General features: G+C 38.1%; 24 protein-coding genes, 1 tRNA gene, 1 riboswitch and 1 other annotated feature. Of the genes, 24 read left to right on the top strand and 1 reads right to left on the bottom strand.

Going from position 1 to position 26,432, the window contains the following annotated elements:
* From ACSVDH_RS20905 to ACSVDH_RS20860, 10 genes are all read left to right on the top strand, one after another.
* Window positions 1–2,361 carry an endonuclease MutS2 gene (locus tag ACSVDH_RS20905; RefSeq protein ID WP_439249936.1) on the top strand — a complete coding sequence of 787 codons (2,361 nt, stop codon included), beginning with the start codon at window positions 1–3 and terminating at the stop codon, window positions 2,359–2,361.
* Window positions 2,362–2,375: 14 nt separating this feature from the next.
* Window positions 2,376–2,780, top strand: coding sequence for a DUF350 domain-containing protein (locus tag ACSVDH_RS20900; protein ID WP_299089513.1), 405 nt, complete (start codon window positions 2,376–2,378; stop codon window positions 2,778–2,780).
* Between the two features lie 478 nt (window positions 2,781–3,258).
* The gene (locus ACSVDH_RS20895) at window positions 3,259–4,947 is read left to right on the top strand and encodes an AMP-binding protein (protein ID WP_299089512.1); all 1,689 of its coding nucleotides are present in this window, start codon (window positions 3,259–3,261) and stop codon (window positions 4,945–4,947) included.
* Window positions 4,948–5,113: 166 nt separating this feature from the next.
* Window positions 5,114–5,698: a fatty acid metabolism transcriptional regulator FadR gene (gene fadR, locus ACSVDH_RS20890; RefSeq protein ID WP_299089509.1), complete on the top strand. Its 585-nt coding sequence runs from the start codon at window positions 5,114–5,116 to the stop codon at window positions 5,696–5,698.
* A gap of 116 nt (window positions 5,699–5,814) precedes the next feature.
* Window positions 5,815–6,588 carry an enoyl-CoA hydratase gene (locus ACSVDH_RS20885; RefSeq protein ID WP_299089507.1) on the top strand — a complete coding sequence of 258 codons (774 nt, stop codon included), beginning with the start codon at window positions 5,815–5,817 and terminating at the stop codon, window positions 6,586–6,588.
* 51 nt (window positions 6,589–6,639) lie between these two features.
* A complete protein-coding gene (locus ACSVDH_RS20880) occupies window positions 6,640–7,413 on the top strand; it encodes an electron transfer flavoprotein subunit beta/FixA family protein (protein ID WP_439249937.1) in 774 nt (257 codons plus the stop codon).
* Window positions 7,414–7,460: 47 nt separating this feature from the next.
* Window positions 7,461–8,438: an electron transfer flavoprotein subunit alpha/FixB family protein gene (locus tag ACSVDH_RS20875; protein ID WP_439249938.1), complete on the top strand. Its 978-nt coding sequence runs from the start codon at window positions 7,461–7,463 to the stop codon at window positions 8,436–8,438.
* A 158-nt stretch (window positions 8,439–8,596) separates the two neighbouring features.
* The gene (trxA, locus tag ACSVDH_RS20870; RefSeq protein WP_299089501.1) at window positions 8,597–8,911 is read left to right on the top strand and encodes a thioredoxin; all 315 of its coding nucleotides are present in this window, start codon (window positions 8,597–8,599) and stop codon (window positions 8,909–8,911) included.
* 223 nt (window positions 8,912–9,134) lie between these two features.
* The gene (gene uvrC, locus ACSVDH_RS20865; RefSeq protein WP_299089500.1) at window positions 9,135–10,907 is read left to right on the top strand and encodes an excinuclease ABC subunit UvrC; all 1,773 of its coding nucleotides are present in this window, start codon (window positions 9,135–9,137) and stop codon (window positions 10,905–10,907) included.
* Window positions 10,908–10,986: 79 nt separating this feature from the next.
* A riboswitch (Lysine riboswitch) is annotated at window positions 10,987–11,168 on the top strand.
* A 144-nt stretch (window positions 11,169–11,312) separates the two neighbouring features.
* Window positions 11,313–12,542 (top strand): aspartate kinase, encoded by a 1,230-nt coding sequence (locus ACSVDH_RS20860; protein ID WP_439249939.1) that lies wholly within the window; start codon window positions 11,313–11,315, stop codon window positions 12,540–12,542.
* Between the two features lie 58 nt (window positions 12,543–12,600).
* Here the strand turns inward: ACSVDH_RS20860 and ACSVDH_RS20855 are convergent, their stop codons facing one another.
* Window positions 12,601–13,062, bottom strand: a complete 462-nt coding sequence (locus ACSVDH_RS20855) for a YslB family protein (protein WP_439250307.1) — start codon at window positions 13,060–13,062, stop codon at window positions 12,601–12,603.
* Between the two features lie 546 nt (window positions 13,063–13,608).
* On the opposite strand from ACSVDH_RS20855, the gene ACSVDH_RS20850 reads away from it, so the two are divergent.
* The 14 genes from ACSVDH_RS20850 (at window position 13,609) to ilvN (ending at window position 26,369) form a co-directional block, all read left to right on the top strand.
* Window positions 13,609–14,217 (top strand): succinate dehydrogenase cytochrome b558 subunit, encoded by a 609-nt coding sequence (locus ACSVDH_RS20850; RefSeq protein ID WP_299089497.1) that lies wholly within the window; start codon window positions 13,609–13,611, stop codon window positions 14,215–14,217.
* A gap of 34 nt (window positions 14,218–14,251) precedes the next feature.
* Window positions 14,252–16,015 carry a succinate dehydrogenase flavoprotein subunit gene (gene sdhA, locus ACSVDH_RS20845; RefSeq protein ID WP_299089495.1) on the top strand — a complete coding sequence of 588 codons (1,764 nt, stop codon included), beginning with the start codon at window positions 14,252–14,254 and terminating at the stop codon, window positions 16,013–16,015.
* On the top strand, window positions 16,015–16,776 hold the full coding sequence (gene sdhB, locus ACSVDH_RS20840) for a succinate dehydrogenase iron-sulfur subunit (protein WP_299089493.1): 762 nt from the start codon (window positions 16,015–16,017) through the stop codon (window positions 16,774–16,776). The genes sdhA and sdhB overlap by 1 nt, the downstream gene beginning before the upstream one ends.
* Before the next feature lie 454 nt (window positions 16,777–17,230).
* Window positions 17,231–17,698, top strand: a complete 468-nt coding sequence (locus ACSVDH_RS20835) for an acyl-CoA thioesterase (protein ID WP_439249940.1) — start codon at window positions 17,231–17,233, stop codon at window positions 17,696–17,698.
* Between the two features lie 134 nt (window positions 17,699–17,832).
* Entirely contained in the window at window positions 17,833–18,057 is a 225-nt protein-coding gene (gerE, locus tag ACSVDH_RS20830) for a spore germination transcription factor GerE (protein ID WP_003184172.1), read from the top strand.
* Window positions 18,058–18,265: 208 nt separating this feature from the next.
* Window positions 18,266–18,715, top strand: coding sequence for a MarR family winged helix-turn-helix transcriptional regulator (locus ACSVDH_RS20825; RefSeq protein ID WP_299089449.1), 450 nt, complete (start codon window positions 18,266–18,268; stop codon window positions 18,713–18,715).
* 9 nt (window positions 18,716–18,724) lie between these two features.
* Window positions 18,725–19,540: a glutamate racemase gene (gene racE / locus ACSVDH_RS20820; RefSeq protein ID WP_439249941.1), complete on the top strand. Its 816-nt coding sequence runs from the start codon at window positions 18,725–18,727 to the stop codon at window positions 19,538–19,540.
* Between the two features lie 171 nt (window positions 19,541–19,711).
* Window positions 19,712–20,782: a GerMN domain-containing protein gene (locus ACSVDH_RS20815; protein WP_439249942.1), complete on the top strand. Its 1,071-nt coding sequence runs from the start codon at window positions 19,712–19,714 to the stop codon at window positions 20,780–20,782.
* Window positions 20,783–20,904: 122 nt separating this feature from the next.
* The gene (rph, locus tag ACSVDH_RS20810; RefSeq protein WP_299089446.1) at window positions 20,905–21,672 is read left to right on the top strand and encodes a ribonuclease PH; all 768 of its coding nucleotides are present in this window, start codon (window positions 20,905–20,907) and stop codon (window positions 21,670–21,672) included.
* On the top strand, window positions 21,669–22,262 hold the full coding sequence (locus ACSVDH_RS20805; protein WP_439249943.1) for an XTP/dITP diphosphatase: 594 nt from the start codon (window positions 21,669–21,671) through the stop codon (window positions 22,260–22,262). Before rph ends, ACSVDH_RS20805 begins: the two co-directional genes overlap by 4 nt.
* Before the next feature lie 16 nt (window positions 22,263–22,278).
* Complete coding sequence (locus ACSVDH_RS20800; protein ID WP_439249944.1) at window positions 22,279–22,791, top strand: metallophosphoesterase; 513 nt, start codon at window positions 22,279–22,281, stop codon at window positions 22,789–22,791.
* 281 nt (window positions 22,792–23,072) lie between these two features.
* Window positions 23,073–23,149: transfer RNA gene (locus tag ACSVDH_RS20795), tRNA-Arg, on the top strand.
* 609 nt (window positions 23,150–23,758) lie between these two features.
* Window positions 23,759–24,011, top strand: a binding site (T-box leader).
* Window positions 24,012–24,135: 124 nt separating this feature from the next.
* Entirely contained in the window at window positions 24,136–25,857 is a 1,722-nt protein-coding gene (gene ilvB / locus ACSVDH_RS20790) for an acetolactate synthase large subunit (protein WP_299091795.1), read from the top strand.
* Complete coding sequence (gene ilvN / locus ACSVDH_RS20785) at window positions 25,854–26,369, top strand: acetolactate synthase small subunit (protein WP_299091793.1); 516 nt, start codon at window positions 25,854–25,856, stop codon at window positions 26,367–26,369. The genes ilvB and ilvN overlap by 4 nt, the downstream gene beginning before the upstream one ends.
* Window positions 26,370–26,432 lie beyond the last annotated feature (63 nt).

Genomic DNA, 26,432 nt, shown 5'->3' with positions numbered 1-26,432 from the left:
TTGCAGGAAAAAGTATTACATGTTTTAGAATTTGAAAAAGTAAAAGACCAGCTTGTTAACCATGCTTCATCCTCGTTAGGGAAAGAAAAAGCAAAAGCGTTAACTCCTTCAAGCCATTTTGAAGAAGTCCTAATTGCCCAGGAGCAAACGGATGAGGCTTCCAAAGTATTACGGTTAAAAGGGAATGTCCCCCTTGGCGGCTTAGTTGATGTCAGAGCCGCTGTTAAGCGCGCAAAAATTGGCGGAATGCTAAGTGCTTCTGAATTAATTGAAGTAGCCGGAACACTTTATGCAGGACGTAATATGAAGCGGTTTATAGATAAAATGGTTGAAGAGGAAATTGAATTGCATCACCTCCCAGTGCTTGCAGAGAAAATTATTCTCATGCAAGACCTTGAGAAAAACATTTCACAATGCATTGATGATAATGGCTATGTGCTTGACAGTGCGAGTGATACATTAAAAGGGATTCGTCAGCAGCTTCGGACAACAGAAGCAAGGGTAAGGGAAAAATTAGAATCGATGATTCGCTCGTCTTCTGCAACAAAAATGCTTTCCGATGCAATTATTACGATTAGAAATGATCGTTATGTCATCCCGGTTAAACAGGAATACCGGTCATCATATGGCGGAATCGTTCATGATCAATCAAGCTCAGGAGCAACTCTTTTTATTGAACCTCAAGTAGTTGTAGATTTAAATAATACCCTTCAACAAGCTAAGGTGAAGGAAAAAGTGGAAATCGAACGGATTTTAAGACTGCTTTCTGAGAAGGTTGCCGAAAATAGTCAGGACATTTTACAAAATGTTTATTGCTTAGCTGAAATGGATTTTATGTTTACAAAAGCGAGGTTTGCCAAGCAAATTAAAGGAACAAAGCCAAACGTCAATAATAAAGGTGTGATAAGGCTGTTTCAGGCGCGTCATCCACTTTTGCCTATAGATGAAGTGGTTCCAAATGATATCGAACTCGGAACAGACTTTACCACAATTGTGATAACGGGTCCAAATACAGGTGGTAAGACAGTAGCGTTAAAAACATTGGGCTTATGTACATTAATGGCACAGGCAGGATTGCAAATACCGGCCCTTGATGGCTCTGAAGTTGCTGTATTTGCCCATGTATTTGCTGATATTGGTGATGAACAATCGATTGAGCAAAGCTTGAGTACATTTTCTTCGCACATGGTTAATATTGTTGATATTCTTGAACAGGTTGATGAAAATAGTTTAGTGCTATTTGATGAGCTTGGAGCCGGTACAGATCCGCAGGAGGGTGCAGCACTGGCCATTTCTATTCTCGACGAAGTGTATAACAGAGGCGCACGAGTTGTAGCCACTACCCATTACCCTGAATTAAAGGCTTATGGTTACAATCGAAGCGGGGTTATAAATGCAAGTGTTGAATTTGATATTACAACATTAAGCCCAACATATAAGTTATTAATTGGTGTACCTGGTCGAAGTAATGCATTTGAAATTTCTAAGAGATTAGGTTTACAAGAACATGTGATAAACATGGCTAGAGCACAGATGAGCGATGAACGTACAGAAGTGGATACAATGATCGCTTCATTAGAAACAAGCAAAAAGACAGCTGAGCAAGAATGGAAGGAAGCAGAAAATATCCGCAAGGAAGCTGAAAAGCTTCATATAGAGTTGCAGCAGCAAATCATTGAATTTAATGAAAAGCGTGATGCTTTATATGAAAAAGCTGAACGAAAAGCAGAGGAAAAGATTGAAGAAGCAAGAAAAGAAGCGGAAAAAATTATTCACGATTTAAGACGAATGAGAAAGGAACAGCATGCACAAGTAAAAGAGCATGAGCTTATTGATGCAAGAAAACGTTTAGAAGATGCGGTTCCGGTCTTTAAGAAAAGTAAAAAAGTTGAAAAAAAGGATCCAGTCAAGCAAACGTTTACTCCCGGTGATGAAGTAAAGGTGATAAGCTTCGATCAAAAAGGTCACTTAATTGAAAGAGTGAATGATGATGAATGGCAGGTCCAAATGGGAATTTTAAAGATGAAGGTAAAGGAAAAGGACCTTCAATATATAAAAAGTCCAAAACAGGAAGTACAGGAGCGGCCGCTCGCAACAGTTAAAGGAAAGGATTATCATGTATCCGTTGAACTGGATCTACGTGGTGAACGCTACGAAAACGCTCTTCTTAAGGTCGAAAAATACTTAGATGATGCAGTTTTAGCAGGTTACCCAAGAGTTTCGATCATTCATGGGAAAGGTACTGGTGCCCTTCGTACAGGTGTAAAGGAATTGCTTAAAAACCATCGAAGTGTGAAGAACACCCGTTTTGGTGAAGCAGGTGAAGGTGGAACCGGGGTTACCATTGTTGAACTCAAATAGCGGGGAGAGGTATGATGAAAGGATTTTGGGAAAATGAATTAGTTCAAATTGCTGCCTACTACAGCGTTGTGGTTCTATGTATCATTGTGTTTTTAACAATCTTTGAGCTTGTGACGAAGTATAAAAATTGGGAAGAAATTCAAAAGGGGAATATGGCTGTTGCCATGGCAACAGGTGGTAAAATCTTTGGTATTGCCAATATTTTCAGATTTTCAATCAATCAGCATGAAAGCTTATTAGAAATGATGGGGTCCGGACTTTTCGGTTTTATCCTGCTGCTTTTAGGCTATTTCATTTATGAATTTATGACCCCAAAATTTAAAATTGATGAGGAAATCCAAAAGGATAACCGTGCTGTTGGCTTTATTTCACTCGTGATATCTGTCGGATTATCATTTGTTATTGGAGCTGGGATTTAAGGGAGAGTGGCAAATTGGAGACTTTGGCTAAAGTAATGTTTGGGCTGTGCGGCTTATTTATCCTAATAGGGATTATTTATTTAGTGTTTTTTTAGAATATCAATTGGTAGCAAACAATGTCGAATATTAGTCATTTTGCTCTACTTTCAGCCTGGCATTTAAAAGATGTCAGGCTTTATTAATTCTAAATATAGCAGCTTGGGGGACACCCTACCCTTGAAAAATCTTCTTTTATAGAATAGGAGCTTGTGTTAATACTATTTGAAAATATTTATATTTCTGAATATGAAAAAATCTGCTATACTTTTTTATAAGAAGGGAAGGGGAAGAGCGACGTCTGTTTACGACTATTAGTGTAGTTTTCATCTTACTAAACCAATACCAGCCTCCTCTCCGCAAAAAAACATAAAGATTGAATGGTAAAGTTTATCCATATAGCTTGTACTGTTAAAGAATAGCATTTGAGGAGGAGTAAAAGATGGAATGTCCGAAACCTTGGATACGTCATTATCCAAAAGAAATCCCTCACGAAATTCATTTTGAAGACACATCATTATATGAATATTTACTTCAAGCCGCAGCTGAATTCCCAACAAAAAAAGCTATTCATTTCCTAGGAAAAGAACTGACTTATGCAGAGCTTAGCAATCAGTCGTTAAAGCTGGCCAATTATTTACAATCACTTGGTTTACAAAAGGGTGACAGAGTTTCGATCATGCTGCCTAATTGTCCGCAAGCAGTTATTGCTTATTACGGAGTATTATTAGCAGGCGGTATTGTTGTCCAAACAAATCCGCTTTACATGGAAAGAGAGCTCGAATACCAGCTAAAAGATAGTGAGTCTATATACATTGTTACACTTGATTTATTATATCCAAGAGTATCAAAAATGAAAGCGTTAACAAATTTAAAGCATATTATTGTTACAGGAATAAAAGACTATTTGCCGTTCCCTAAGAATCTTCTATATCCGTTTGTTCAAAAAAAACAGAATCAACTCGTTGTAAATATTGAACACAAGGGTGATACACATTTATTTAAGAAGATCCTGTCCATAGCTGAGCCAAAAGCAGATTTGCCTGATATAAGGCCTTCAGAAGACATTGCGATTTTACAATATACTGGTGGGACAACAGGTTTTCCAAAGGGTGTAATGCTGACCCATACAAATATTGCGGCAAATACGCAAATGTGTGCTCACTGGATGTATAAATGTAAGCGAGGAGAAGAATCTGTCCTGGGTATTATCCCATTTTTCCATGTATATGGGATGACAACAGTGATGAATCTGTCTGTTATGCAGGCATTTAAAATGATTCTCCTTCCGAAATTTGATGCAACAGACACGTTAAAAACAATTGAAAAGCTAAAACCGACACTTTTTCCAGGTGCACCAACCATTTATATTGCTTTGCTGAACCATCCTAACATCCAAAACTACGATCTCTCTTCGATTAATTGCTGTATAAGCGGCTCAGCACCACTTCCTGTTGAGGTTCAAGAAAAGTTTGAGAAGATAACAGGAGGGCGTCTTGTTGAAGGGTATGGTTTATCAGAGGCTTCACCAGTCACACATGCAAACTTTTTTTGGGAGAAACGAAAAACAGGAAGCATCGGGGTTCCGTGGCCAAATACAGATTCAGCCATTCTGTCCTATGAAAAAGGTGGCTTTGCTGAACCAAATGAGCTTGGTGAAATCGTCATTCGTGGTCCTCAAGTAATGAAAGGATATTGGAATAAGCGTGAGGAAACAGAAGCTGTTCTCAAAGATGGCTGGCTGTTTACAGGAGATATCGGTTTTATGGATGAAGAAGGATATTTCTACATTGTTGACCGGAAAAAGGATATGATTATAGCTGGTGGATATAATATCTATCCACGTGAGATAGAAGAAGTTCTTTATGAGCATGAGAAGGTTCAGGAAGTGGTTGTTGCTGGGATACCAGATCCGTATCGAGGTGAGACGGTTAAGGCATATATCGTATTAAAGGATAATCAGACAGCGTCACCAGAGGAATTTAATGAATATGCCAGACAGCATTTAGCGGCATATAAAGTTCCACACATATATGAGTTTCGTAAAGAGTTGCCAAAAACTGCCGTCGGTAAAATATTAAGGCGTGTCCTAATAGATGAGGAAAAAGAAAAATTCAAAAACGCAAATTAAGGGTTTTAATACATGATTAAGTAAGGCTATATAGAGTGGACCCTTATTGGGTCCATTCTTGTGAATGGATTATATAAAAACGAATTGAGGCTTGACATTATGGGTAGGAAAATTTATCATGAAACATGAATGATGATTCATTCATTTCCAGAAGGAGAGTCGACCATTGAAACAGAAAAAACCGAAATATAAACAAATAATAGATGCTGCTGTAATCGTAATCGCTGAAAATGGGTATCACCAAGCACAAGTATCAAAGATTGCCAAACAAGCAGGTGTTGCTGATGGAACCATTTATTTGTATTTCAAGAACAAAGAAGACATCCTTGTGTCACTATTTCAAGAGAAAATGGGCATCTTTATCGAAAAAATCGAAGGTGAAATAAAGTCATCTGAAACAGCGGCAGAAAAGCTATTTACTCTTATTAAAACACATTTCTCATTGCTCGCTGATGATCATCATTTAGCGATCGTGACACAGCTTGAGCTTAGACAATCAAATAAAGAGCTGCGCTTAAGGATAAATGAGGTATTAAAGGGTTACTTCAATGTAGTGGATAAAATTATTACAGCCGGGAAGGAAACGGGAGAATTTAGAGAGGATCTGGATCTTCGATTAACAAGACAAATGATCTTTGGAACGATTGATGAAACTGTTACAACCTGGGTTATGAACGAGCAAAAATATGATTTACCAAAACAAGCAAAAAAGGTTCATGACTTAATTGTATATGGCTTTACGAAAAGATAGAGATAAACCGTATTTCAAATATGTATAGGAAAAACCTTAATCTAAATCGAAAGTACTTAATAAGTCAGAAACAAACATACATTAGAGTAAAAGCTGATAGGCGAGGGGGAAATGACATGGAATTTTTAAAGCTTGTAAAAGAAGATAAGGTTGCTGTTGTGACAATTGACCATTCACCAGCAAACGCACTATCCTCAAATGTATTGAGAGAACTTTCAATTTTGCTTGATGAAATGGAAACAGATGAGGAAGTACGGGCGATTGTCTTACATGGTGAAGGGAGATTTTTTTCGGCAGGAGCAGATATTAAAGAATTCCTTCAAGTGCCATCAGGTGAAGAATTTTCTAAAATGGCTGCGGCTGGGCAGGAATTATTTGAAAGAATTGAAACCTTTAAAAAACCGATTATTGCTGCGATACATGGCGCTGCCTTAGGCGGGGGGCTGGAACTAGCCATGTCATGTCATATTCGCCTAGTTACAGAAAATGCCAAGCTTGGCCTGCCGGAACTCCAGCTTGGCATTATTCCAGGCTTTGGCGGTACGCAAAGACTCCCAAAATATATTGGAACAGGCCGTGCATTAGAAATGATGCTAACAAGTGAACCGATTACAGGAGCCGAAGCTGTAAAGCTGGGACTTGCTAACCACTCCTTTCCAGAGGAAAGCCTTCTTGAAGAAGCGAAAAAGCTTGCAGCAAAATTCGCACAAAAAAGTCCTCTTTCTGTCAAGGCGGTGATTGAACTGCTTCATACCAGTAAAACATCAGTATACGAAGCAGGGATGAAACAAGAGGCTGAAAGCTTTGGTGAGATTTTTGAAAGTGCTGATGCGAAAGAGGGGATTTCAGCATTTATTGAAAAACGCAAACCAACTTTCAAGGGGAACTAGCATATAAGGAATTGCTTCAAAAATACTTAATGACACATGGGGGAATGGGAAATGAATATTTTTGTTTTGATGAAAAGAACATTTGACACTGAAGAGAAAATCGTCGTTTCTAATGGCCAAATTCAAGAGGATGGCGCCGAATTTATTATAAACCCGTATGATGAATATGCAATTGAAGAGGCAATACAGCTGCGAGATGCAAATGGCGGGGAAGTTACAGTTGTCACAATCGGCGGGGAAGAGTCTGAAAAACAACTGCGTACGGCTTTAGCGATGGGCTGTGATAAAGCGGTTTTAATTAATATAGAAGATGATGTAGAAGCCGGTGATCAATTTACAACTTCAAAAATTTTAGCAGAGTATCTTAAAGAGCAAGATTTTGATCTTATTCTCGGAGGGAATGTAGCTATTGATGGCGGATCGGGACAGGTTGGTCCACGATTAGCCGAATTATTAAACATCCCATATGTAACAACAATTACAAAGCTTGATATTGATGGGGAAGACGTGACGATTGTTCGTGATGTTGAAGGGGATTCTGAAGTTATCGAAACAACTTTGCCATTATTAGTAACAGCACAACAGGGACTAAATGAGCCGCGATACCCATCGTTGCCTGGTATTATGAAGGCAAAGAAAAAACCGCTTGATGAGCTTGAATTAGATGATCTTGATCTGGATGAAGATGATATTGAAGCAAAAACAAAAACAATTGAAATTTTCTTACCTCCAAAAAAAGAAGCAGGGAAGGTTTTACAAGGAGAGTTAGAAGATCAAGTAAAAGAACTGGTATCACTTCTTCGCAACGAAGCAAAGGTAATTTAACAGGGAGAATGAATCGGATCAAATGATCAGAACAGGGGGAAAAATAAATGGGTAGAAAAGTTCTTGTATTAAGTGAAGTTCGCGATCAAGCATTGCGTAATGTATCTTTTGAGGCGATTGCAGCAGGGAAAACCATTTCTGAAGGGGGAGAAGTGGTTGCCGTATTAATGGGGGAAAATGTTGCATCTTTATCAACAGAACTCATTCAATATGGTGCAGACCGGGTAGTAACGGTTGAAAATGATAAACTTCGAACGTATACACCTGATGGATATGCCCAAGCTCTTTTAGCTGTCATTCAAAATGAACATCCAGAAGGCATTGTATTCGGCCATACTGCGTTAGGGAAGGATTTATCACCAAAAATTGCAGCAAAATTAAACACAGGTTTGGTTTCTGATGCAACAGCTATCGAAGTGGCAGGAGGAAATGTCGTATTTACACGACCTATTTATTCAGGAAAAGCATTTGAAAAGAAAATTGTCACAGATGGCATCATATTTGCTACAATTCGTCCAAATAATATTGCTCCACTTCCAAAAGATGAAACGAGAAACGGAACATCCAGCTCCCTATCAGTAGATATTAAAGATTTACGAACCATTGTAAAAGAGGTTGTACGAAAAGCTTCTGAAGGGGTCGATTTATCAGAAGCAAAGGTAGTAATTGCTGGCGGACGCGGGGTCAAAAGTGAGGATGGCTTTAAGCCATTAAAGGAATTGGCCGAGGTGTTAGGTGGTGCTGTCGGAGCTTCGCGCGGAGCATGTGATGCTGATTACTGTGATTATTCATTGCAAATCGGGCAAACAGGTAAGGTCGTAACACCAGACTTATATATTGCTTGCGGTATCTCAGGAGCGATTCAGCATTTAGCTGGTATGTCAAATTCCAAAGTCATTGTAGCGATTAACAAGGATCCGGAAGCAAATATTTTTAAAGTTGCAGATTATGGAATCGTCGGTGATTTATTTGAAGTCGTTCCGCTCTTAACAGAGGAGTTTAAAAAACTTAAAATTCATACTTAATATGGGAGGCACGCAAATGCGTGCTTTTCGTATGATAAAAACAATGTTTCGATAGCGAAACATTGGGAAAAGTAATAGAGAAGCAAATTGTTAGCTTACTTCGATTGTGAGTGCTATACTTTAAACATATTTTACCCTACAAATTAGGAGGAATTACAATGGCAATAACAAATGTAACAGATCAAACATTTTCAAGTGAAACAAACGAAGGGGTCGTATTAGTAGACTTCTGGGCACCATGGTGCGGACCTTGTAAGATGATTGCTCCGGTTCTTGAAGAACTTGATTCAGATATGGGAGATAAAGTGAAAATCGTAAAAGTTGATGTCGACGAAAACCAAGAAACTGCAGGTAAATTCGGCGTAATGAGCATCCCGACTTTACTTGTCTTAAAAAACGGAGAAGTAGTTGACAAAGCCGTTGGCTACCAACCAAAAGAAGCATTAGCTGAAGTTTTAAACAAGCATGTATAAAAATGAGGATTGACTTTTGTCAGTCCTTTTTTTTATTCCTTAGGAAATCATTACTCGTAATTCGACTATTTAACATAGGACGAATGAGAGGAGACATGATAAAATAGTTGTAACAACAAATAGGCAGTAATCCGCCATGGTAAATTATCATTATACTGGGGGATTACTGCCTATTTAAGAGAAGTAAAAGTCTTAAACAAAATAGTTAGGAGAGTGTTTGCTAGTGAAGGAACAAATAAAGGAAAAGCTTGCACTTCTTCCTGATCAGCCAGGCTGCTATATCATGAAGGATCGCCAAGGAACCGTTATTTATGTCGGTAAGGCAAAAGTGCTTAAGAACCGGGTTCGTTCTTATTTTACAGGTTCCCATGATGGAAAAACACTGCGTTTAGTCAATGAAATTGTTGATTTTGAATATATTGTCACTTCCTCTAACTTAGAAGCCCTGATACTGGAGTTAAATCTCATTAAAAAATATGATCCAAAATATAATGTAATGTTGAAGGATGATAAAACATATCCGTTTATTCAAATTACAAATGAACGTCATCCGCGTTTACTTGTCACTAGAAAAGTAAAAAGAAATAAAGGGAAGTATTTCGGACCATATCCCAATGTACAATCTGCCCGTGAGACGATAAAATTGCTGGATCGACTGTACCCGTTAAGAAAATGCTCAACACTGCCTGATCGTGTTTGCCTTTATTATCATATGGGACAATGTCTTGCACCCTGTGTAAATGATGTATCAGAAGAAACAAACCGGCAAATGGTTGAGGAAATTACTAAGTTTTTAAATGGCGGATATAAAAAAATAAAAGAAGATTTAACTGAAAAAATGGTGAAGGCTTCTGAGGAATTAGAATTTGAGCGAGCAAAAGAATATCGGGACCAAATCCTGCATATAGAAGCAACAATGGAAAAGCAAAAAATGACGTTAAATGACCATGTGGACCGCGATGTATTCGGCTATGCTTATGATAAAGGCTGGATGTGTGTGCAAGTCTTTTTTATTCGTCAAGGTAAACTAATTGAACGTGATGTTTCCATGTTTCCGATTTATGACAGCCCAGAACAGGAGTTTTTAACCTTTTTAGGACAATTTTATTCAAAGGCCAATCATTTTGTGCCAAAGGAAATTTTACTGCCAGATAGTATTGAAGTGGATGTTGTTGAACAGCTATTGGATGTAAAAACACTCCAACCGAAGCGCGGCCAAAAGAAAGATTTAATTTTATTGGCACATAAGAATGCAAAAATAGCATTAAAAGAAAAGTTTCAGCTAATCGAAAGAGATGAGGAGAGAACGATTAAAGCTGTCGAAAATCTTGGGGATAAGCTGGGTATTCATACCCCCCACCGTATAGAAGCCTTTGATAACTCAAATATACAAGGAGCAGACCCTGTTTCAGCAATGGTTGTATTTGAAGATGGTAAGCCATCCAAAAAGCATTATCGTAAATATAAAATTAAAGGTGTTAAAGGCCCTGATGACTATGAATCGATGAGAGAGGTTGTAAGACGGCGTTATAGCCGTGTTCTAAAAGAAGAGCTTCCTTTACCAGATTTAGTGATTATTGATGGGGGGAAAGGACACTTAGCTGCGGCTCAAGATGTATTAGAAAACGAGCTGGGGATTGATATTCCCATTGCAGGTTTAGTGAAAGATGATAAGCATCGCACATCAGAGCTGATCATCGGCTCCCCGCCTGAAATGATTCAACTTGAAAGAAATAGTCAGGAATTTTATCTACTGCAAAGAATTCAAGATGAAGTCCATCGCTTTGCGATCACCTTTCATCGTCAGATACGTGGGAAAAATGCCTTCCATTCCGTTTTAGATGATATACCTGGTGTAGGGGAAAAAAGAAAGAAAGCACTGCTAAAGCATTTTGGTTCCTTAAAAAAAATGAAGGAAGCTGGCGTTGAAGAGTTTAGGGAAGCCGGTATGCCTGAAAGCATTGCTATGCAAATCATTGAAGCCTTAAAAGAGTAGGGAATGAATGATGCTTGCGTTTTTAAAAAAAGTTTGGTAATGTAATAAGTAATTTCATACTATGATCGTTAGTTTGTTAAATGATGGTAGAGGTGCGAACTTCAAGAGTAACCAGGTTGAGGAGGAATGGTCTCCAATGACAGCTGGTAAAAGGGGATGTTCGCCGAAGTGAGTAAGGCACCATTTGCTTTACTTGCTGGTTTTACATTTAATAGATGTAAAATTGTCAAGAAAGGGATTTCTTGGAGAGCTATCTCATTGTATAAAGACGAATTTTTTTCGTTTAGTTAGCAATGGGATGTTTTTGTCTCATTGCTTTTTTGTTTGTAAAAAATCATTTTATGGCTCTAACCTTCTAGCAGACATAATCCGATCATTGAAAAAAAACAGAAGGGTGAGGTAATTTTGGGTATTATTGTTCAAAAATTTGGTGGTACTTCTGTTGGCTCTGTTGAAAGAATTCTCAATGTAGCTAACCGTGTCATTCAAGAAAAAGAAAAAGGAAACGATGTAGTGGTTGTCGTCTCAGCGATGGGGAAATCTACAGATCAGCTTGTCGATCTGGCAAACCAAATTTCGGCAAAACCTAGTAAGCGGGAAATGGATATGCTACTCACTACAGGTGAACAAGTGACCATTTCTTTATTAGCAATGGCATTATTGGAAGAAGGATATGAGGCGATTTCTTTTACAGGATGGCAGGCAGGAATTGAAACAGAAGAACGCCATGGAAATGCAAGAATAACCAATATCAATCCAGATGTCATAAAAAAGGAATTGACTGCAGGGAAAATTGTAGTAGTGGCCGGCTTCCAAGGCGCATCAAATACTTTGCAAATTACCACTTTAGGCAGAGGCGGTTCTGATACAACAGCAGTAGCACTAGCAGCTGCTTTAAAAGCGGATCAATGCGATATATACACGGATGTAACAGGTGTATATACAACAGATCCACGATATGTAAAAGGTGCCAGAAAGCTTGACGCAATCTCATATGATGAAATGCTAGAGTTGGCAAATTTAGGTGCGGGAGTTTTACATCCGCGTGCGGTTGAGTTTGCGAAAAATTACAATATTCCATTAGAGGTTCGTTCAAGCATGGAAAATGAACGAGGAACGATCATAGAGGAGGAAGCAAAAATGGAGGAAAACCTAATTGTAAGAGGGATTGCGTTTGAGGATCAAGTAACAAGAGTGTCAGTTTTAGGACTGCCAAATGAATTAACAACACTATCTACGATTTTTTCAACATTAGCGAAGCATGGTTTGAATGTAGATATTATCATTCAGAATACGACAAGTGACAATAAAACAACGATTTCATTTTCGATTAAAACAGGCGATCTTGAGGATACGATTTCTATTCTTGAGCAACATAAGTCTGAGTTAAAATATGAACGAATTGAATCTGAATCAGGTCTTGCTAAAGTATCCATTGTCGGTTCAGGAATGGTTTCAAATCCTGGAGTTGCTGCTGAAATGTTCGCTGTCCTAGCTGAACAAGAAATTGAAGTGAAAATGGTTAGCACATCTGAGATTAAAGTATCTACAGTCATTTCCGGTGAGCATATGGTAACAGCGGTAGATATTCTTCACAGCGCCTTTGACCTTTCAAAAGTAACAGCAAGGGTATAACCAAATTAGGGCTGTCTCAAAATGGCATGACTCATTTTGAGACAGCATCATACTGCATTTAAAGTTTACGTTTGCTGCGTTTTCCGATGGTGACCTCATCAAGCAAATCTTTTTGGTCCCATTGTGCGATAAACATAACTTTGCCCGCACGTTTTTTGATTTGTTCATAGGTCTCAGTGATGTATTTGTTCATCAATTGCAACTGTTCGGCTATAAAACCAGCTTCCAGCTGAAACGTACAATCATCTGTTTTATTTAGTCTAATTGAAACGAGCTCTCCACTTAACTCAAATTCAACTTCATTTTTTTTATTATGTAGTAAAGTGAGATTTCCCCAACCTGCCGCTTCAAAAAAGTCTGCGAGCTCTTCGATTGATTGTACGGGATATTTACGAGCAATTCCTTTTCCAGCCCAATAGAGCATTTGCTGATGATCTTGTCCAAGAATATCTGGAAGCAGCACGTCTCTTAACAATTCCAAACTAAATGCTGGTACCTGAATTTCTTTTAATTCTTCCATTTTTACGAGTTCTAATTGTTTATTCACGGTATTCCCCTCTTTCTAAGCTTATTATATAACAAGTTCTGTACTGAAAAACATGTAATATTAAGTAAAATAGGTTTGTTTCAAATAAAAAAGCGGCAAAATCTATTTTTGATAGATTAAGTTTAGAAGGGGAGGGATAAATCAATTTTCGTTATCTCCTTACCGGGAGCCCAAACTTTATAATTTCTTGTATTTACATAGAGAATGTTGTTGGAGGACCACTATATTGATAAAATAAAATTAAATACGATAAGATTTGTCGAAAAATTAGAATTTATGAACACGTTTTCTTGACGCTCTTACTTTATGGGAGTAAAATGTATTTGTCACATTTAATCTGAATAGCTGGCAGAGGGTACATATATTGTCTGCCTGTTTACGCTCATTATTTTTTTCATATGGTCATTCGTATTTAAATTGATTAAAGTTTAACTTTATCAGGAAAAGATTAATGGGTGAACTTGAAGGCGTAGGTTTAAAAATTTGTAGGAGCATTATTGAAACTAGGGGGTAAGTTTAATGGCTGGAAACAGAGAGTTTGTGAATCGCAGACTGCACTCATTGCTAGGAGTAATTCCTGTAGGCCTCTTTTTAGTTCAGCACCTTGTTGTCAATCACTTTGCAACAAGAGGTGCAGAGGCATTTAACGAGGCAGCTCATTTTATGGAGATGCTTCCTTTTAGGTATCTGTTGGAAATTTTTGTTATTTTCCTTCCGCTTTTATACCATGCAATTTACGGAGTTTACATCGCTTTTACAGCTAAAAACAATGTAAGCAATTATGGTTTTCTGCGCAACTGGCTATTCATGCTTCAGCGTGTAACAGGTATTATTACCTTTATTTTTGTTGCATGGCATGTTTGGGAAACAAGAATAGCTGCTGCTTTTGGAGCGGAAGTAAACTATGATATGATGGCTTCCATTTTAAGCAGTCCTTTTATGCTAGCATTCTACTTAATTGGAGTTATTTCAACCATATTCCACTTTGCTAACGGATTATGGTCATTTGCTGTTAGCTGGGGAATTACTGTTACTCCTCGCTCACAAGTTATTTCCACTTATGTTACGCTGGCGATCTTTTTAGCGCTATCAATCGTGGGAGTTCGAGCAATATTTGCATTCGTGTAATTTTTAGCAATAGCTATTAAAAGGAGTGGGCTTAATGAGCAAAAGTAAAATAATCGTTGTCGGAGGCGGATTAGCCGGTTTAATGGCTACTATTAAGGCCGCTGAAGCCGGAGTTCAAGTAGATTTATTTTCATTAGTACCAGTTAAACGTTCTCACTCTGTGTGTGCACAGGGGGGAATAAACGGTGCAGTTAATACGAAGGGTGAAGGAGATTCACCTTGGGAGCATTTTGATGACACTGTATACGGTGGAGACTTTTTGGCGAACCAGCCGCCAGTTAAAGCGATGACCGAAGCTGCTCCTGCTATTATTCACCTATTAGACCGAATGGGTGTTATGTTTAATCGTACTCCTGAGGGATTACTAGATTTTAGACGTTTTGGCGGAACACAGCACCATCGTACAGCATTTGCTGGTGCAACAACTGGTCAACAGCTGCTTTATGCATTGGATGAACAGGTTAGACGTTATGAGGTTGCCGGTCTTGTAACCAAGTATGAAGGCTGGGAGTTTTTAGGTGCCGTCATTGATGATGAAGGCGTGTGCCGTGGAATTACCGCGCAAAATCTTACTTCAATGAAAATTGAATCATTCCGTTCAGATGCCGTTATTATGGCAACAGGTGGCCCTGGAATTATCTTTGGTAAATCAACAAACTCAGTCATTAATACAGGATCTGCTGCATCGATTGTATATCAGCAAGGTGTTTACTATGCGAATGGTGAGTTTATTCAAATCCATCCAACTGCTATCCCGGGAGATGATAAGCTTCGTCTAATGAGTGAGTCAGCACGTGGTGAAGGTGGACGAGTCTGGACGTATAAAGATGGTAAACCATGGTATTTCCTTGAAGAAAAATATCCTGCATATGGAAACCTTGTTCCTCGTGATATCGCTACACGTGAAATCTTTGATGTTTGTGTAGAACAGAAGCTTGGAATCAACGGCGAAAATATGGTGTACTTAGATTTATCGCATAAAGATCCTAAAGAACTTGATATTAAATTGGGCGGAATTATTGAAATCTATGAGAAATTCATGGGTGACGATCCACGTAAAGTACCAATGAAGATTTTCCCTGCGGTCCATTATTCAATGGGTGGATTATGGGTGGACTATGACCAAATGACAAATATTCCTGGTTTATTCGCTGCTGGTGAATGTGATTACTCTATGCATGGAGCGAATCGTTTAGGAGCGAACTCTTTATTATCTGCCATTTATGGCGGTATGGTTGCAGGTCCTAATGCTGTTAAGTATATTAATGGCATTGAAAAGAGTGCTGAGGATCTTTCGTCTACAGTGTTTGATGGTTATGTGAAACAGGAAGAGGAAAAATGGAATAGTATCATGAGCTTAGATGGCAGTGAAAATGCATACGTTCTTCATAAGGAATTAGGAGAATGGATGACAGATAACGTAACCGTTGTAAGACATAATGATAAACTTCTTAAAACAGATGAGAAAATTCAAGAACTTATTGAACGTTTTGATAACATCAATATTAACGATACGGCAAAATGGAGCAACCAAGGGGCAACATTTACCCGTCAATTGAAAAACATGCTTCAATTATCACGTGTCGTAACACTTGGTGCTTACAATCGTAATGAAAGTCGCGGAGCACATTACAAACCTGAATTCCCGGATCGCAATGATGAAGAATGGTTAAAAACAACAATGGCTAGCTACACAGGAGACCGTACAGCACCTGAGTTTAAATACGAAGATGTAGATGTATCACTCATCAAGCCACGTAAACGTGATTATTCTAAAAGTAAAAAGGGGGATAAATAATGAGTGAGAATAAGGTCGTTCAATTTATTATTACTCGTCAAGAATCACCTGATGCTGCCCCTTATCAAGAAAAATTTGAAATACCATATCGTCCGAATATGAACGTAATTTCAGCTTTAATGGAAATTCGCCGAAATCCCGTTAATGCGGAAGGGAAGAAAACAACACCTATTAACTGGGATATGAACTGCCTAGAAGAGGTATGTGGTGCTTGTTCAATGGTCATCAATGGGAAGCCGCGACAATCATGTACGGCTCTTGTTGATCAGCTTGAACAGCCGATCCGTCTTGAGCCAATGCGTACATTCCCTGTTGTACGTGATCTGCAAGTGGATCGTAAGCGTATGTTTGATTCACTTAAGAAGGTTAAAGCATGGATACCAATTGATGGTACGTATGATTTAGGTCCAGGACCACGAATGCCTGAGAAAAAACGTCAATGGGCTTATGAACTTTCAAAATGTATGACTTGTGGTGTGTGTTTAGAGGCATGTCCTAACGTAAATAGCAAATCTAATTTCATTGGACCTGCTCCATTATCACAAGTACGTTTGTTTAATGCCCATCCAACAGGTGAAATGAATAAATCAGAGCGTCTTGAAACCATTATGGGTGATGGCGGTTTAGCAAACTGCGGTAACTCACAAAACTGTGTTCAGTCATGTCCAAAAGGTATTCCTTTAACTACATCAATCGCAGCATTAAACCGTGATACAACTATTCAATCATTCCGTAATTTCTTTGGCAGTGACCAAGGTTAACAGTTTTAGGAAAGGGCTGACTTTTTTAAGTCAGTCTTTTTCTTTGTTGAAGTTTAAGAAAGTATAAAATTTTGTACTTAGTTTTAGTGTCTAGCTCCAGGCGCCATCGGCGAAGCACAGGATGTGCAAGTGCAGTCAAGAGATAAGGCCGCCCTAGTTTTTGACTGCCTCTAAGGTCTAGTCAAATAGGAATTGAAGATAAAGAACACCTTCTATTCCTATTCACCTTATGCTTGTTGCCGAATGCTAAGCACCTTGCGCTTTTCTTACTCGTTAAGAAAGAAACTTTTTGTACTTAGTTTTTGTGTCTAACTCCAGCGCCTAGCCCCTCTAGGGTCTAGCCGATTTGGAATTGAAGGCAAAGAACGCCTTCTATTCCAAATCATCTTATTTGCCCTAGGCTGAGCAAGGCGCTTGCGCTTTTCTTATTAATAAGTGGAAAGGACTGAACGTTTTGAAAAATATTTCATATATTGATCGGTTTGATGAATCTTATTTAACCAGCTTTTCCTTTTATCATAAGATAAAAATTAGATTTTCCGAAACAGATATGTTTGGACATATGAACAATACGGCTCCTTTTACATATTTTGAATTAGGTAGGATTGAATTCTTTAAAAAAATAGGCTTAATGCAGCAATGGTTGGATCCAAATGGAGGAAAGATACCGGTTGTGGCAGACTTGCAATGTGATTTCTTAAATCAAGCCTTTTTTGATGATGAAATCAAATTATACGTAAAAATAAACAAAATTGGTACATCATCAATTGACTTGCATTATTTAGGAATCAATCAAAATGGTGAGAGTCTTTTTGTCGGCCGAGGAACGATTGTCCAGATCTCGAAGCAGACAGGAAAAGCTATTCCATGGACTAAAGAGGATAAAAAACGAATGCAACAGGTGAAATTGGCAAATTTGTAAAAAATAGACGGTTTTTACCACCTTTTCCTTCATATTTCTGTCACAGTGACCTGAAGAAACACATAATATATGTTGACTAAATATATACCCATCCGTTTGATCAGCTCTCACCTTAGCAAGGAGGGTTACAATACTTGAAAGAGAAAGAGTTTCAATCAAAGCCATTACTCACGAAAAGAGAGAGAGAAGTATTCGAATTGTTAGTCCAAGATAAGACAACAAAGGAGATTGCTAGCGAGCTCTTCATAAGCGAAAAAACGGTTCGAAACCACATCTCGAATGCAATGCAAAAGCTTGGTGTTAAGGGACGTTCTCAAGCGGTTGTCGAGCTCCTTCGAATGGGTGAACTAGAGCTCTAACCAATACCGGCTAACCTTTTCAGTAAGGAAGCCGGTTATTATTTATATAATGATCGTTTTTTTATTATTGGGTTGATCTGATCGTCCTCATGCAGCTTGCATTTTTTGTGGAAAACATGGAAAATATGAAATGAGGATGACTTAGATTGCTATAAAATCTTGTGTAAGAGTCATCCTCACTATTTCATTAGTGAGGGTTTTGAATGTAATGACAAATCATGCAAGTGTGAATGAACAAACCGTAGCCGATTTAGAAAAAGCGCTGCGTCATATATCAGCTATTATTAAGCAAAAAGGCAGGGAAATATTAAGTGATTATGCTATTACACCCCCGCAATTTATTGCTTTACAATGGCTTTGGGAAAATGGGGACTTAACAATTGGCGAGCTATCTAATAAAATGTATTTGGCGTGTAGTACAACGACAGATTTAGTTGATCGTATGGAAAAAAATCAATTGGTTATTAGAGTGAAAGACCCAAAAGATCGTAGAGTTGTACGAATTCATCTATTAGAAGAAGGTGAACGAATTATCGAAGAAGTGATTCATAAACGTCAAAATTACTTAAAAGATATACTTGTTCATTTCAAGGAAGATGAAGTGATCTTACTAGAAAAATCGTTAATTAAATTGCAACAAGAAATGAGAGAAGAATGAGGCGATTGTTTGAAAAGTCCTATTGGTGTTATTGATTCGGGAGTCGGCGGATTAACAGTAGCAAAAGAAATTATGAGACAATTACCAAAAGAAGAAATCATTTACTTAGGTGATACAGCGCGTTGTCCATATGGCCCGAGACCAGCTGAAGAGGTACGTCGTTTTACATGGGAAATGACAAATTACTTATTAGAGAATCATCATATAAAAATGCTAGTCATTGCATGCAACACAGCAACAGCGATTGCCTTGCAGGAAATTCAGGAAAATGTTGATATACCTGTTATTGGCGTTATATTTCCCGGAGCTAGAACAGCTGTTAAAGTAACAAAAAATCATCATATCGGTGTTATTGGTACGGTGAATACCATTAAAAGTGCTGCCTATGAAACAGCGCTTAAAACATTAAATAGTAGATTAACAGTTGAAAGTTTAGCGTGTCCTAAATTTGTCCCACTTGTTGAGAGTGGTGAGTATGAAGGTGAAGAAGCGGATTTAATCGTTGAAGAAACTCTTGCACCACTTAAAGGTTCTCCTATAGATACGTTAATTCTCGGTTGTACACATTATCCAATTCTTCAGCCGCAAATTGAAAGATTCATGGGACAAGCAGTAAAAATCATTTGCTCTGGGGATGAAACTGCTAGAGAAGTTAGTACAATTCTGTCGTTTAAAAAGGCATTAAACCAATCCTCAGGTAAAAAACAGCATTTATTTTTAACAACTGGTCCAAGAGAATTGTTTGAAAAAATTGCAACAAAATGGTTTGAACATGAAATAGAGTGTGTCAAATCAATCAAATTGGATGTGCAACTGAAATCTTAATAGATACGAAGAGAGAGGCTGTCTCAATTGAGCAGCCTCTTTCCTTGTGTGCCCATACGGTACCCTCCAAGAATGCGAGTAGCTATTCATGAAAGTTTGTACAAAAAATCGGTCTAAAACAAATAATAGCTCGTATACATAGTAGTACAAACTGCCTTTGGAGGGATGAGAATGTCTAAATATAACAAACAGATAGCAATAACGGTTATTGCATCATCTATGTTACTTTCTGGTTGTGGTTTATTTAATGCTGAACAAGCTGCAAAAGAAATTGATCCACCACAAGATGTGACCCTTACAGATGACGCTGAACAGTTAAATTCAGAGGGAAATGTAGAGGGTGTATCAGATGAAGCATCAGAGGAAAGTGTGACAAGTCAATTATATTTAATCGATAAAAACGGATTGGTTGTCCCTTATTCAATGAACCTACCAAAAACGAAAAGTGTCGCAAAACAAGCATTAGAATACTTAGTAGAAGGCGGACCAATATCAAATATTCTTCCAAATGGTTTTCGAGCTGTACTACCGCAAGATACTCAAGTATTAGGGGTTGATATTAAAGACGGTGTAGCCATTGCAGATTTTTCTAAGGAATTCAATGATTATAAAAAAGAAGATGAAGCAAAAATTTTACAAGCAATTACATGGACATTAACACAGTTTGATAATGTGGAAAAGGTAAAGATTTGGGTGAATGGCCATGAGCAGAAGGAAATGCCTGTAAATGGAACACCAATTCAGGATGGTGTGAGTAGAGAAAGCGGTATTAATCATGATTCTACAGATGTTGTTGATATTACAAATACCCATCCGTTAACCGTTTATTACACGGCTGAAGCTGATGGGCAACAGTACTATGTTCCTGTTACAAAGCGGGTGAGTAATACGGAAACAGATCCAATCGCTGCTGCAGTAAAAGAGCTTATTGAGGGACCTTCACCTTCAACAGGTTTAATTAGCGGCTTCCAAAATGATGTTGAATTATTAAGCGCGCCTAAATATGAAGATGGAAAGGTAACCTTAGATTTTAATGAATCAATTTATGGAAGTTTTGATGAAGAACAAAAAATCATTTCATCAGAGGTTCTCCAATCACTGGTATTAACGTTAACTGAGCAAGAAGGGGTCGAAAGTGTTGCTGTAACAGTAAATGGAAAAGCAGAATTAGTGAGAGAGAATGGTGAAAAGTTGACCGAGCCTGTTACAAGACCTGCTAAAGTGAACACAGGTAGTTTTTAATAGCACGTTTTTGATATACTATAAAAAGGGTAAAAAGAGGTATGCTTATAACAAAGCTACCTCTTCTTTCTTGTACATAATTTTACAGAATTTAATGGACTTTCATTGGAGGGAATTAAAGAATGAGACATGATGGCCGTGCTAAGGATCAGTTGAGGAAAGTAGATATAGTAAAAGATTTTGTTATTCATCCAGAGGGCTCCGTCTTAATCTCCTTCGGTAATACAAAGGTAATTTGTAATGCCAGTATTGAGGATAGAGTGCCGCCGTTTATGCGAGGTGAAGGAAAAGGATGGATTACAGCTGAGTATTCCATGCTTCCAAGGGCAACAGAGCAGCGTACAATTCGAGAGTCCTCAAAAGGGAAAATCAGTGGTCGGACAATGGAGATTCAGCGCTTAATAGGTAGAGCATTACGAGCAGTTGTTGATCTAAAGGAATTAGGTGAACGCACTATTTGGATTGACTGTGATGTTATTCAAGCTGATGGTGGAACAAGGACAGCTTCAATCACAGGTGCATTTGTTGCTATGACGATTGCGCTTGGGAAATTGGTTGCTGATAGGAAAATAAAGGCGCTGCCAATTACAGATTACCTTGCTGCTGTATCAGTAGGGGTTGACAATGAGCATGGAGAAATCTTAGATTTAGATTATGTTGAAGATTCACGTGCAGAAGTCGATATGAATGTCATTATGACATCGCAAGGTCAATTTGTTGAATTGCAAGGTACTGGAGAAGAAGCAACATTTTCAAGACAGCAATTAAATTGTCTGCTTGATCTGGCTGAAGAAGGAATATTAGCTCTTATCGAACATCAAAAAGCGGCGCTTGGCGATCTTTCACTCATCGTGACAGAAAATATCAAAAAGCAGGTTGGTGCAAAGTGAAGGAAATCATTATTGCAACAAAAAATCCAGGGAAAGTAAAAGAATTTGAAGCATTATTATCTCCAATAGGCTTCCATGTTCAATCTCTATTAGATTACCCTGATTCAATTGATGTTGAAGAGACAGGGGTTACTTTTGAGGAAAATGCCATATTGAAAGCAGAAGCTATTTCGGAAGCCTATCAGCGCATGACAATTGCCGATGATTCTGGTTTAGCCATTGATTATTTAGGCGGCAGGCCGGGGATTTTTTCTGCTCGATATGCTGGACCTGCAAAAGATGATCAAGCGAATATCAGCCAAGTATTAGAAGAATTAACTGGTGTTAAAAGCATGGAGGACCGTTCTGCAAGATTTATTTGTGCGCTGGCCTTATCAATACCTGGACAGCAAACAAAAACGGTGGTGGGAACTTGTGAAGGGTATATCGCAATGAAGCAGCAAGGAGAAAATGGTTTTGGATATGACCCAATCTTTATTGTGAAAGGGTTAAATCAGACAATGGCAAGTATACCGAAAGAGGAAAAAAACCGGATAAGTCACCGGGCAGAGGCTATAAAAAAGATCTTGGAAGTTATTAAACAAATATAAAATGGGGCGCGTATTTATGAATGTTTTAATAATGAGTGATAGCCATGGCTTAACAGCAGAAATCGAGGACATAAAAAACCGCCATAAAACAGAAGTGGACTTTATGCTGCATTGTGGAGATTCTGAGCTCCCGGCAGACAGTAAAGAATTAAGTTCTTTTAAAGGTGTTAAAGGGAATTGTGATTTTGGCTCTGAATTGCCGAATGAGATCATAGTAGATGTAAATGGTTTCACCTTGTATATGACACATGGCCACCTATATAATGTAAAAGCTACATTAATGAATTTAAAATACCGTGCATTAGAGAAAAAGGCGAATATTGCATGTTTTGGACATTCACATATCGCCGGTGCTGAGATGATCGATGGCATATTATTTATAAATCCCGGAAGCATCAGACTTCCTGCGATGCGAAGACAAAAGACATATGCTATACTTACTATTGAAAAAAACACCGCAAAAGTTACGTTTTATGAAGTGAATGGACAGAAAGTTGAGGAACTTTCTCAGCAAGTAACCCTAAATTAAATATTTGAGAGGGAGAGATCTCCCTCTCCTTTAAAAAATTTAATAATAATATTGACTTTTAAATTAAATATCAATATAATGAAAAATGTCGCTAGTGATATTTGAAATTGAAATCTGTATCCTTAAAATAAGTCCCAGTAGCTCAGCTGGATAGAGCACGAACGAATATGCTGCCTTGAAATGGCATCAGCGTACCGATTGAGCTGCATCTTGAATCATCTTTTTGAAATCGGGACGACGACAAATTTAGTATTTAAAACCTTATATTTTTTATAAATTAAGTCCCAGTAGCTCAGCTGGATAGAGCAACGGCCTTCTAAGCCGTCGGTCGGGAGTTCGAATCTCTCCTGGGACGCCATCAAACAATACATATCAAACCCTTTCATCATATTATGAAGGGTTTTTTTATTTGAAAAGCTAACGTCTTATCTAAAAAATAGTGGGATATAACCTTACAAACTTGTGTATTTTCTTTCGAATTTCATGTAACATCATTTTTATCAAAGATCACTTTTTTACTTGTCAAGCTCTCCTGCTTAACATTCTTCTTCTATCCTACGATTTCCGCAGTTGCGGATTTTAAAAATTCTTCAAAATTTTTTTAAAAAAGTCATTCCAAGCATATCAACAATGAAAGCGGATACAACTAATCCGATAAATCTAAATTATCAAATAATTCATAAAACACTGTTGACACTTGCTTTTCTAGAGCGTAATATAAGTTCAAATAAAGTTACACGAACATTTAAAAAAGTGTAGAAAATTCTTAAATAAAATGAGAATTTCTCCTTTCATTCAGATGTTCTGATGCTAACTTTTTGAGATTTCTCTTTTAGTGGATTTTCACTCGCTAGAAGGGATATATTAAAAAATAAAACAAATTATGAGAACTGGGTGATCTTTCACCCTTGGATATTATAAGCACTTGAAGGATTATCGCCTTCAAACTGGCTAATAAACTGCATATAGGAAAACGGTGAAGAGGATAAGTAGTCTTTGGTAAAGAATCTACAGAGAACCGGGGTAGCTGGAAGCCGGTGATACTCCCAAATGATGAACTCGCCTCTGAGTGTTAATCTGAAACAACAGTAAGATTAACCGAGTCCCATTCTTCGGTACTCGTTATCAAAGTGAACAGTGGATCTGTTCGTAAGGTGGTCATTTTTGGCCATGAAGAAGGGTGGTACCGCGAAAAGTTTATTAACCTTTTTGCCCCTTTGGCACACAAATTGTTGTGGAGTCTTATGAGGGGTGGGAAGGTTTTTTATATGCTGTTTTTAGTCAAGCAAGAACAGAAAAACTAAAACAAAGGGCTAAAAGTAGCCTGCTAAGGGAGGAAAGAAAATGAGTACAAATGTACAGTTGAACAGCTCAACTGCCAAATGTACAAATACAATGTCGGGGTCTTTAATGCTAATTGAAGCACTTAAGCAGGAAAAAGTAGAAGTAATTTTCGGATATCCTGGCGGAGCAGTCTTACCAATTTATGATAGTCTATATAATTCTGGTATGTTCCATGTATTAACTCGACATGAACAAGGCGGTATACATGCAGCGGAAGGTTACGCTCGTGTCTCTGGAAAACCAGGTGTTGTCATTGCAACATCAGGCCCAGGTGCAACGAACTTAGTTACAGGTTTGACAGATGCGATGATTGACTCATTACCATTAGTAGTCTTTACAGGGCAGGTTGCTTCTAGTGTTATCGGATCAGATGCTTTCCAGGAAGCTGATATATTAGGAATTACAACTCCTATTACAAAGCATAATTATCAAGTTCGTGAAGTAAGCGAGCTTCCAAGAATTATTAAAGAAGCATTTCATATTGCAACAACTGGCAGACCAGGTCCTGTTTTAATTGACATTCCTAAAGACATTGCAACTGTTGAAGGGGATTTCAGCTATGATATGCCTGTCAACTTGCCAGGTTATCAACCAACTTGTGAACCGAATTATTTGCAGATTCGAAAATTAGTTGAAGCAGTAAGCCGCGCTAAAAAACCAGTGATTCTTGCAGGCGCAGGTGTTTTACATGCAAATGCTTCAAAAGAATTGACAGAATATGCTGAACAACAACAAATACCTGTTGCGAACACGCTGCTAGGCTTAGGCGGTTTTCCGGCTGATCATCCTCTATTCCTAGGAATGGCTGGAATGCATGGCACATATACCGCAAACATGGCACTTTATGACTGTGATTTATTAATCAGCGTTGGGGCAAGATTTGACGACCGGGTTACAGGCAACTTAGAGCATTTCGCTAAAAAAGCTACAGTAGCACATATTGATATTGATCCAGCTGAGATTGGAAAAAATGTTCCAACACAAATTCCGATCGTTGGTGATGCAAAGCTAGTATTAGAACAGCTAATTAAACAAGAAGGCAAACAAGGTGATCAAAAGGAATGGAATGACCAGCTTGCTAAAAATAAGCAAGAATATCCTCTTGTTTATAATGAGGAAGACACTGAGTTAAAACCACAAAAGGTTCTAGAGCTAATCCATGAATGGACGAATGGAGAAGCGATCGTAACAACCGATGTAGGTCAGCATCAAATGTGGGCGGCACAATATTATAATTTTAAAAATCCAAATAAATGGGTAACATCTGGCGGACTTGGTACAATGGGCTTCGGCTTGCCAGCTGCAATCGGCGCGCAATTAGCTGATAGAGATTCTACAGTTATTGCTGTTTTAGGTGATGGCGGCTTCCAAATGACGCTTCAAGAATTATCAGTTATCCATGAATTGAACTTACCAATTAAAGTTGTCATTTTAAACAATGTTGCTTTAGGAATGGTAAGACAATGGCAGCAATTATTCTATGAAGAACGCTATTCAGAATCAAAATTTGTTTCACAACCTGATTTTGTTAAATTATCAGAAGCTTATGGCATTAAAGGCGTTCGCATTGAAAGAACTGAAGGCTGGGAAGAGAAATTAAAGGAAGCCATTACTTCTGACGGTCCGGTCTTATTAGATATACGAGTAAGCAAAGATGAAAACGTCTATCCAATGGTAGCTTCAGGAAAAGGGTTGCATGAAATGGTAGGTGTAAAGCTTTGAAAAGGATAATTTCATTAACAGTACTAAATCAAACAGGTGTTTTAAATCGAATTACAGGATTATTTTCGAAAAGACATTTTAATATTGAAAGCATAACAGTAGGTCATGCGGAAACTGAAGGTGTTTCACGAATGACGCTTGTTGTAAATGTTCAAGAAGAAAAAGAAGTTGAGCAAATCACAAAGCAATTAAATAAACAAATTGATGTGATTAAGGTGGTTGATATTACCTCACAATCAATTGTAGCAAGAGAGCTTGCGTTAATAAAGGTGATGTCAACACCTGCTACAAGAATGGAGATTCAAGGACTCATTCAGCCATTCCGGGCAACGGTGATTGATGTCAGCCGTGAAAGTGTTGTCGTACAAGTAACGGGCGAGCCATCAAAAATCGAAGTATTAATTGATTTATTAAAGCCATATGGCATTAAAGAAATTGCCAGAACAGGAACAACTGCATTTACTCGCGGCACACAAAGAGCTGCCAAGGAAGTTCCTATTTCAATCGTTTAACAAAGGTAAAAATCTTGCCTGAAGCACAGGTTTTAAGATTTATATAAAAGCAAAAGATCTACT

The sequence above is a fragment of the Metabacillus sp. Hm71 genome, from assembly GCF_051842955.2.
In the GTDB taxonomy this organism is placed as follows: domain Bacteria; phylum Bacillota; class Bacilli; order Bacillales; family Bacillaceae; genus Metabacillus.
Note: the sequence above shows the minus strand (reverse complement) of the source record. Positions and strands in the feature narration are given on the sequence as shown.

Bases quoted from the DNA above. Each gene is read 5' to 3' on its own strand.
- ACSVDH_RS20895 (WP_299089512.1), top strand. From the start codon at position 3,259: ATGGAATGTCCGAAACCTTGGATACGTCATTATCCAAAAGAAATCCCT.
- ACSVDH_RS20850 (WP_299089497.1), top strand. From the start codon at position 13,609: ATGGCTGGAAACAGAGAGTTTGTGAATCGCAGACTGCACTCATTGCTA.
- ACSVDH_RS20885 (WP_299089507.1), top strand. From the start codon at position 5,815: ATGGAATTTTTAAAGCTTGTAAAAGAAGATAAGGTTGCTGTTGTGACA.
- ACSVDH_RS20855 (WP_439250307.1), bottom strand. From the start codon at position 13,062: ATGGAAGAATTAAAAGAAATTCAGGTACCAGCATTTAGTTTGGAATTG.
- ACSVDH_RS20875 (WP_439249938.1), top strand. From the start codon at position 7,461: ATGGGTAGAAAAGTTCTTGTATTAAGTGAAGTTCGCGATCAAGCATTG.
- ACSVDH_RS20815 (WP_439249942.1), top strand. From the start codon at position 19,712: ATGTCTAAATATAACAAACAGATAGCAATAACGGTTATTGCATCATCT.
- ACSVDH_RS20900 (WP_299089513.1), top strand. From the start codon at position 2,376: ATGAAAGGATTTTGGGAAAATGAATTAGTTCAAATTGCTGCCTACTAC.
- sdhB (WP_299089493.1), top strand. From the start codon at position 16,015: ATGAGTGAGAATAAGGTCGTTCAATTTATTATTACTCGTCAAGAATCA.
- ACSVDH_RS20800 (WP_439249944.1), top strand. From the start codon at position 22,279: ATGAATGTTTTAATAATGAGTGATAGCCATGGCTTAACAGCAGAAATC.
- ACSVDH_RS20825 (WP_299089449.1), top strand. From the start codon at position 18,266: ATGACAAATCATGCAAGTGTGAATGAACAAACCGTAGCCGATTTAGAA.
- trxA (WP_299089501.1), top strand. From the start codon at position 8,597: ATGGCAATAACAAATGTAACAGATCAAACATTTTCAAGTGAAACAAAC.
- sdhA (WP_299089495.1), top strand. From the start codon at position 14,252: ATGAGCAAAAGTAAAATAATCGTTGTCGGAGGCGGATTAGCCGGTTTA.
- ACSVDH_RS20880 (WP_439249937.1), top strand. From the start codon at position 6,640: ATGAATATTTTTGTTTTGATGAAAAGAACATTTGACACTGAAGAGAAA.
- rph (WP_299089446.1), top strand. From the start codon at position 20,905: ATGAGACATGATGGCCGTGCTAAGGATCAGTTGAGGAAAGTAGATATA.
- ilvB (WP_299091795.1), top strand. From the start codon at position 24,136: ATGAGTACAAATGTACAGTTGAACAGCTCAACTGCCAAATGTACAAAT.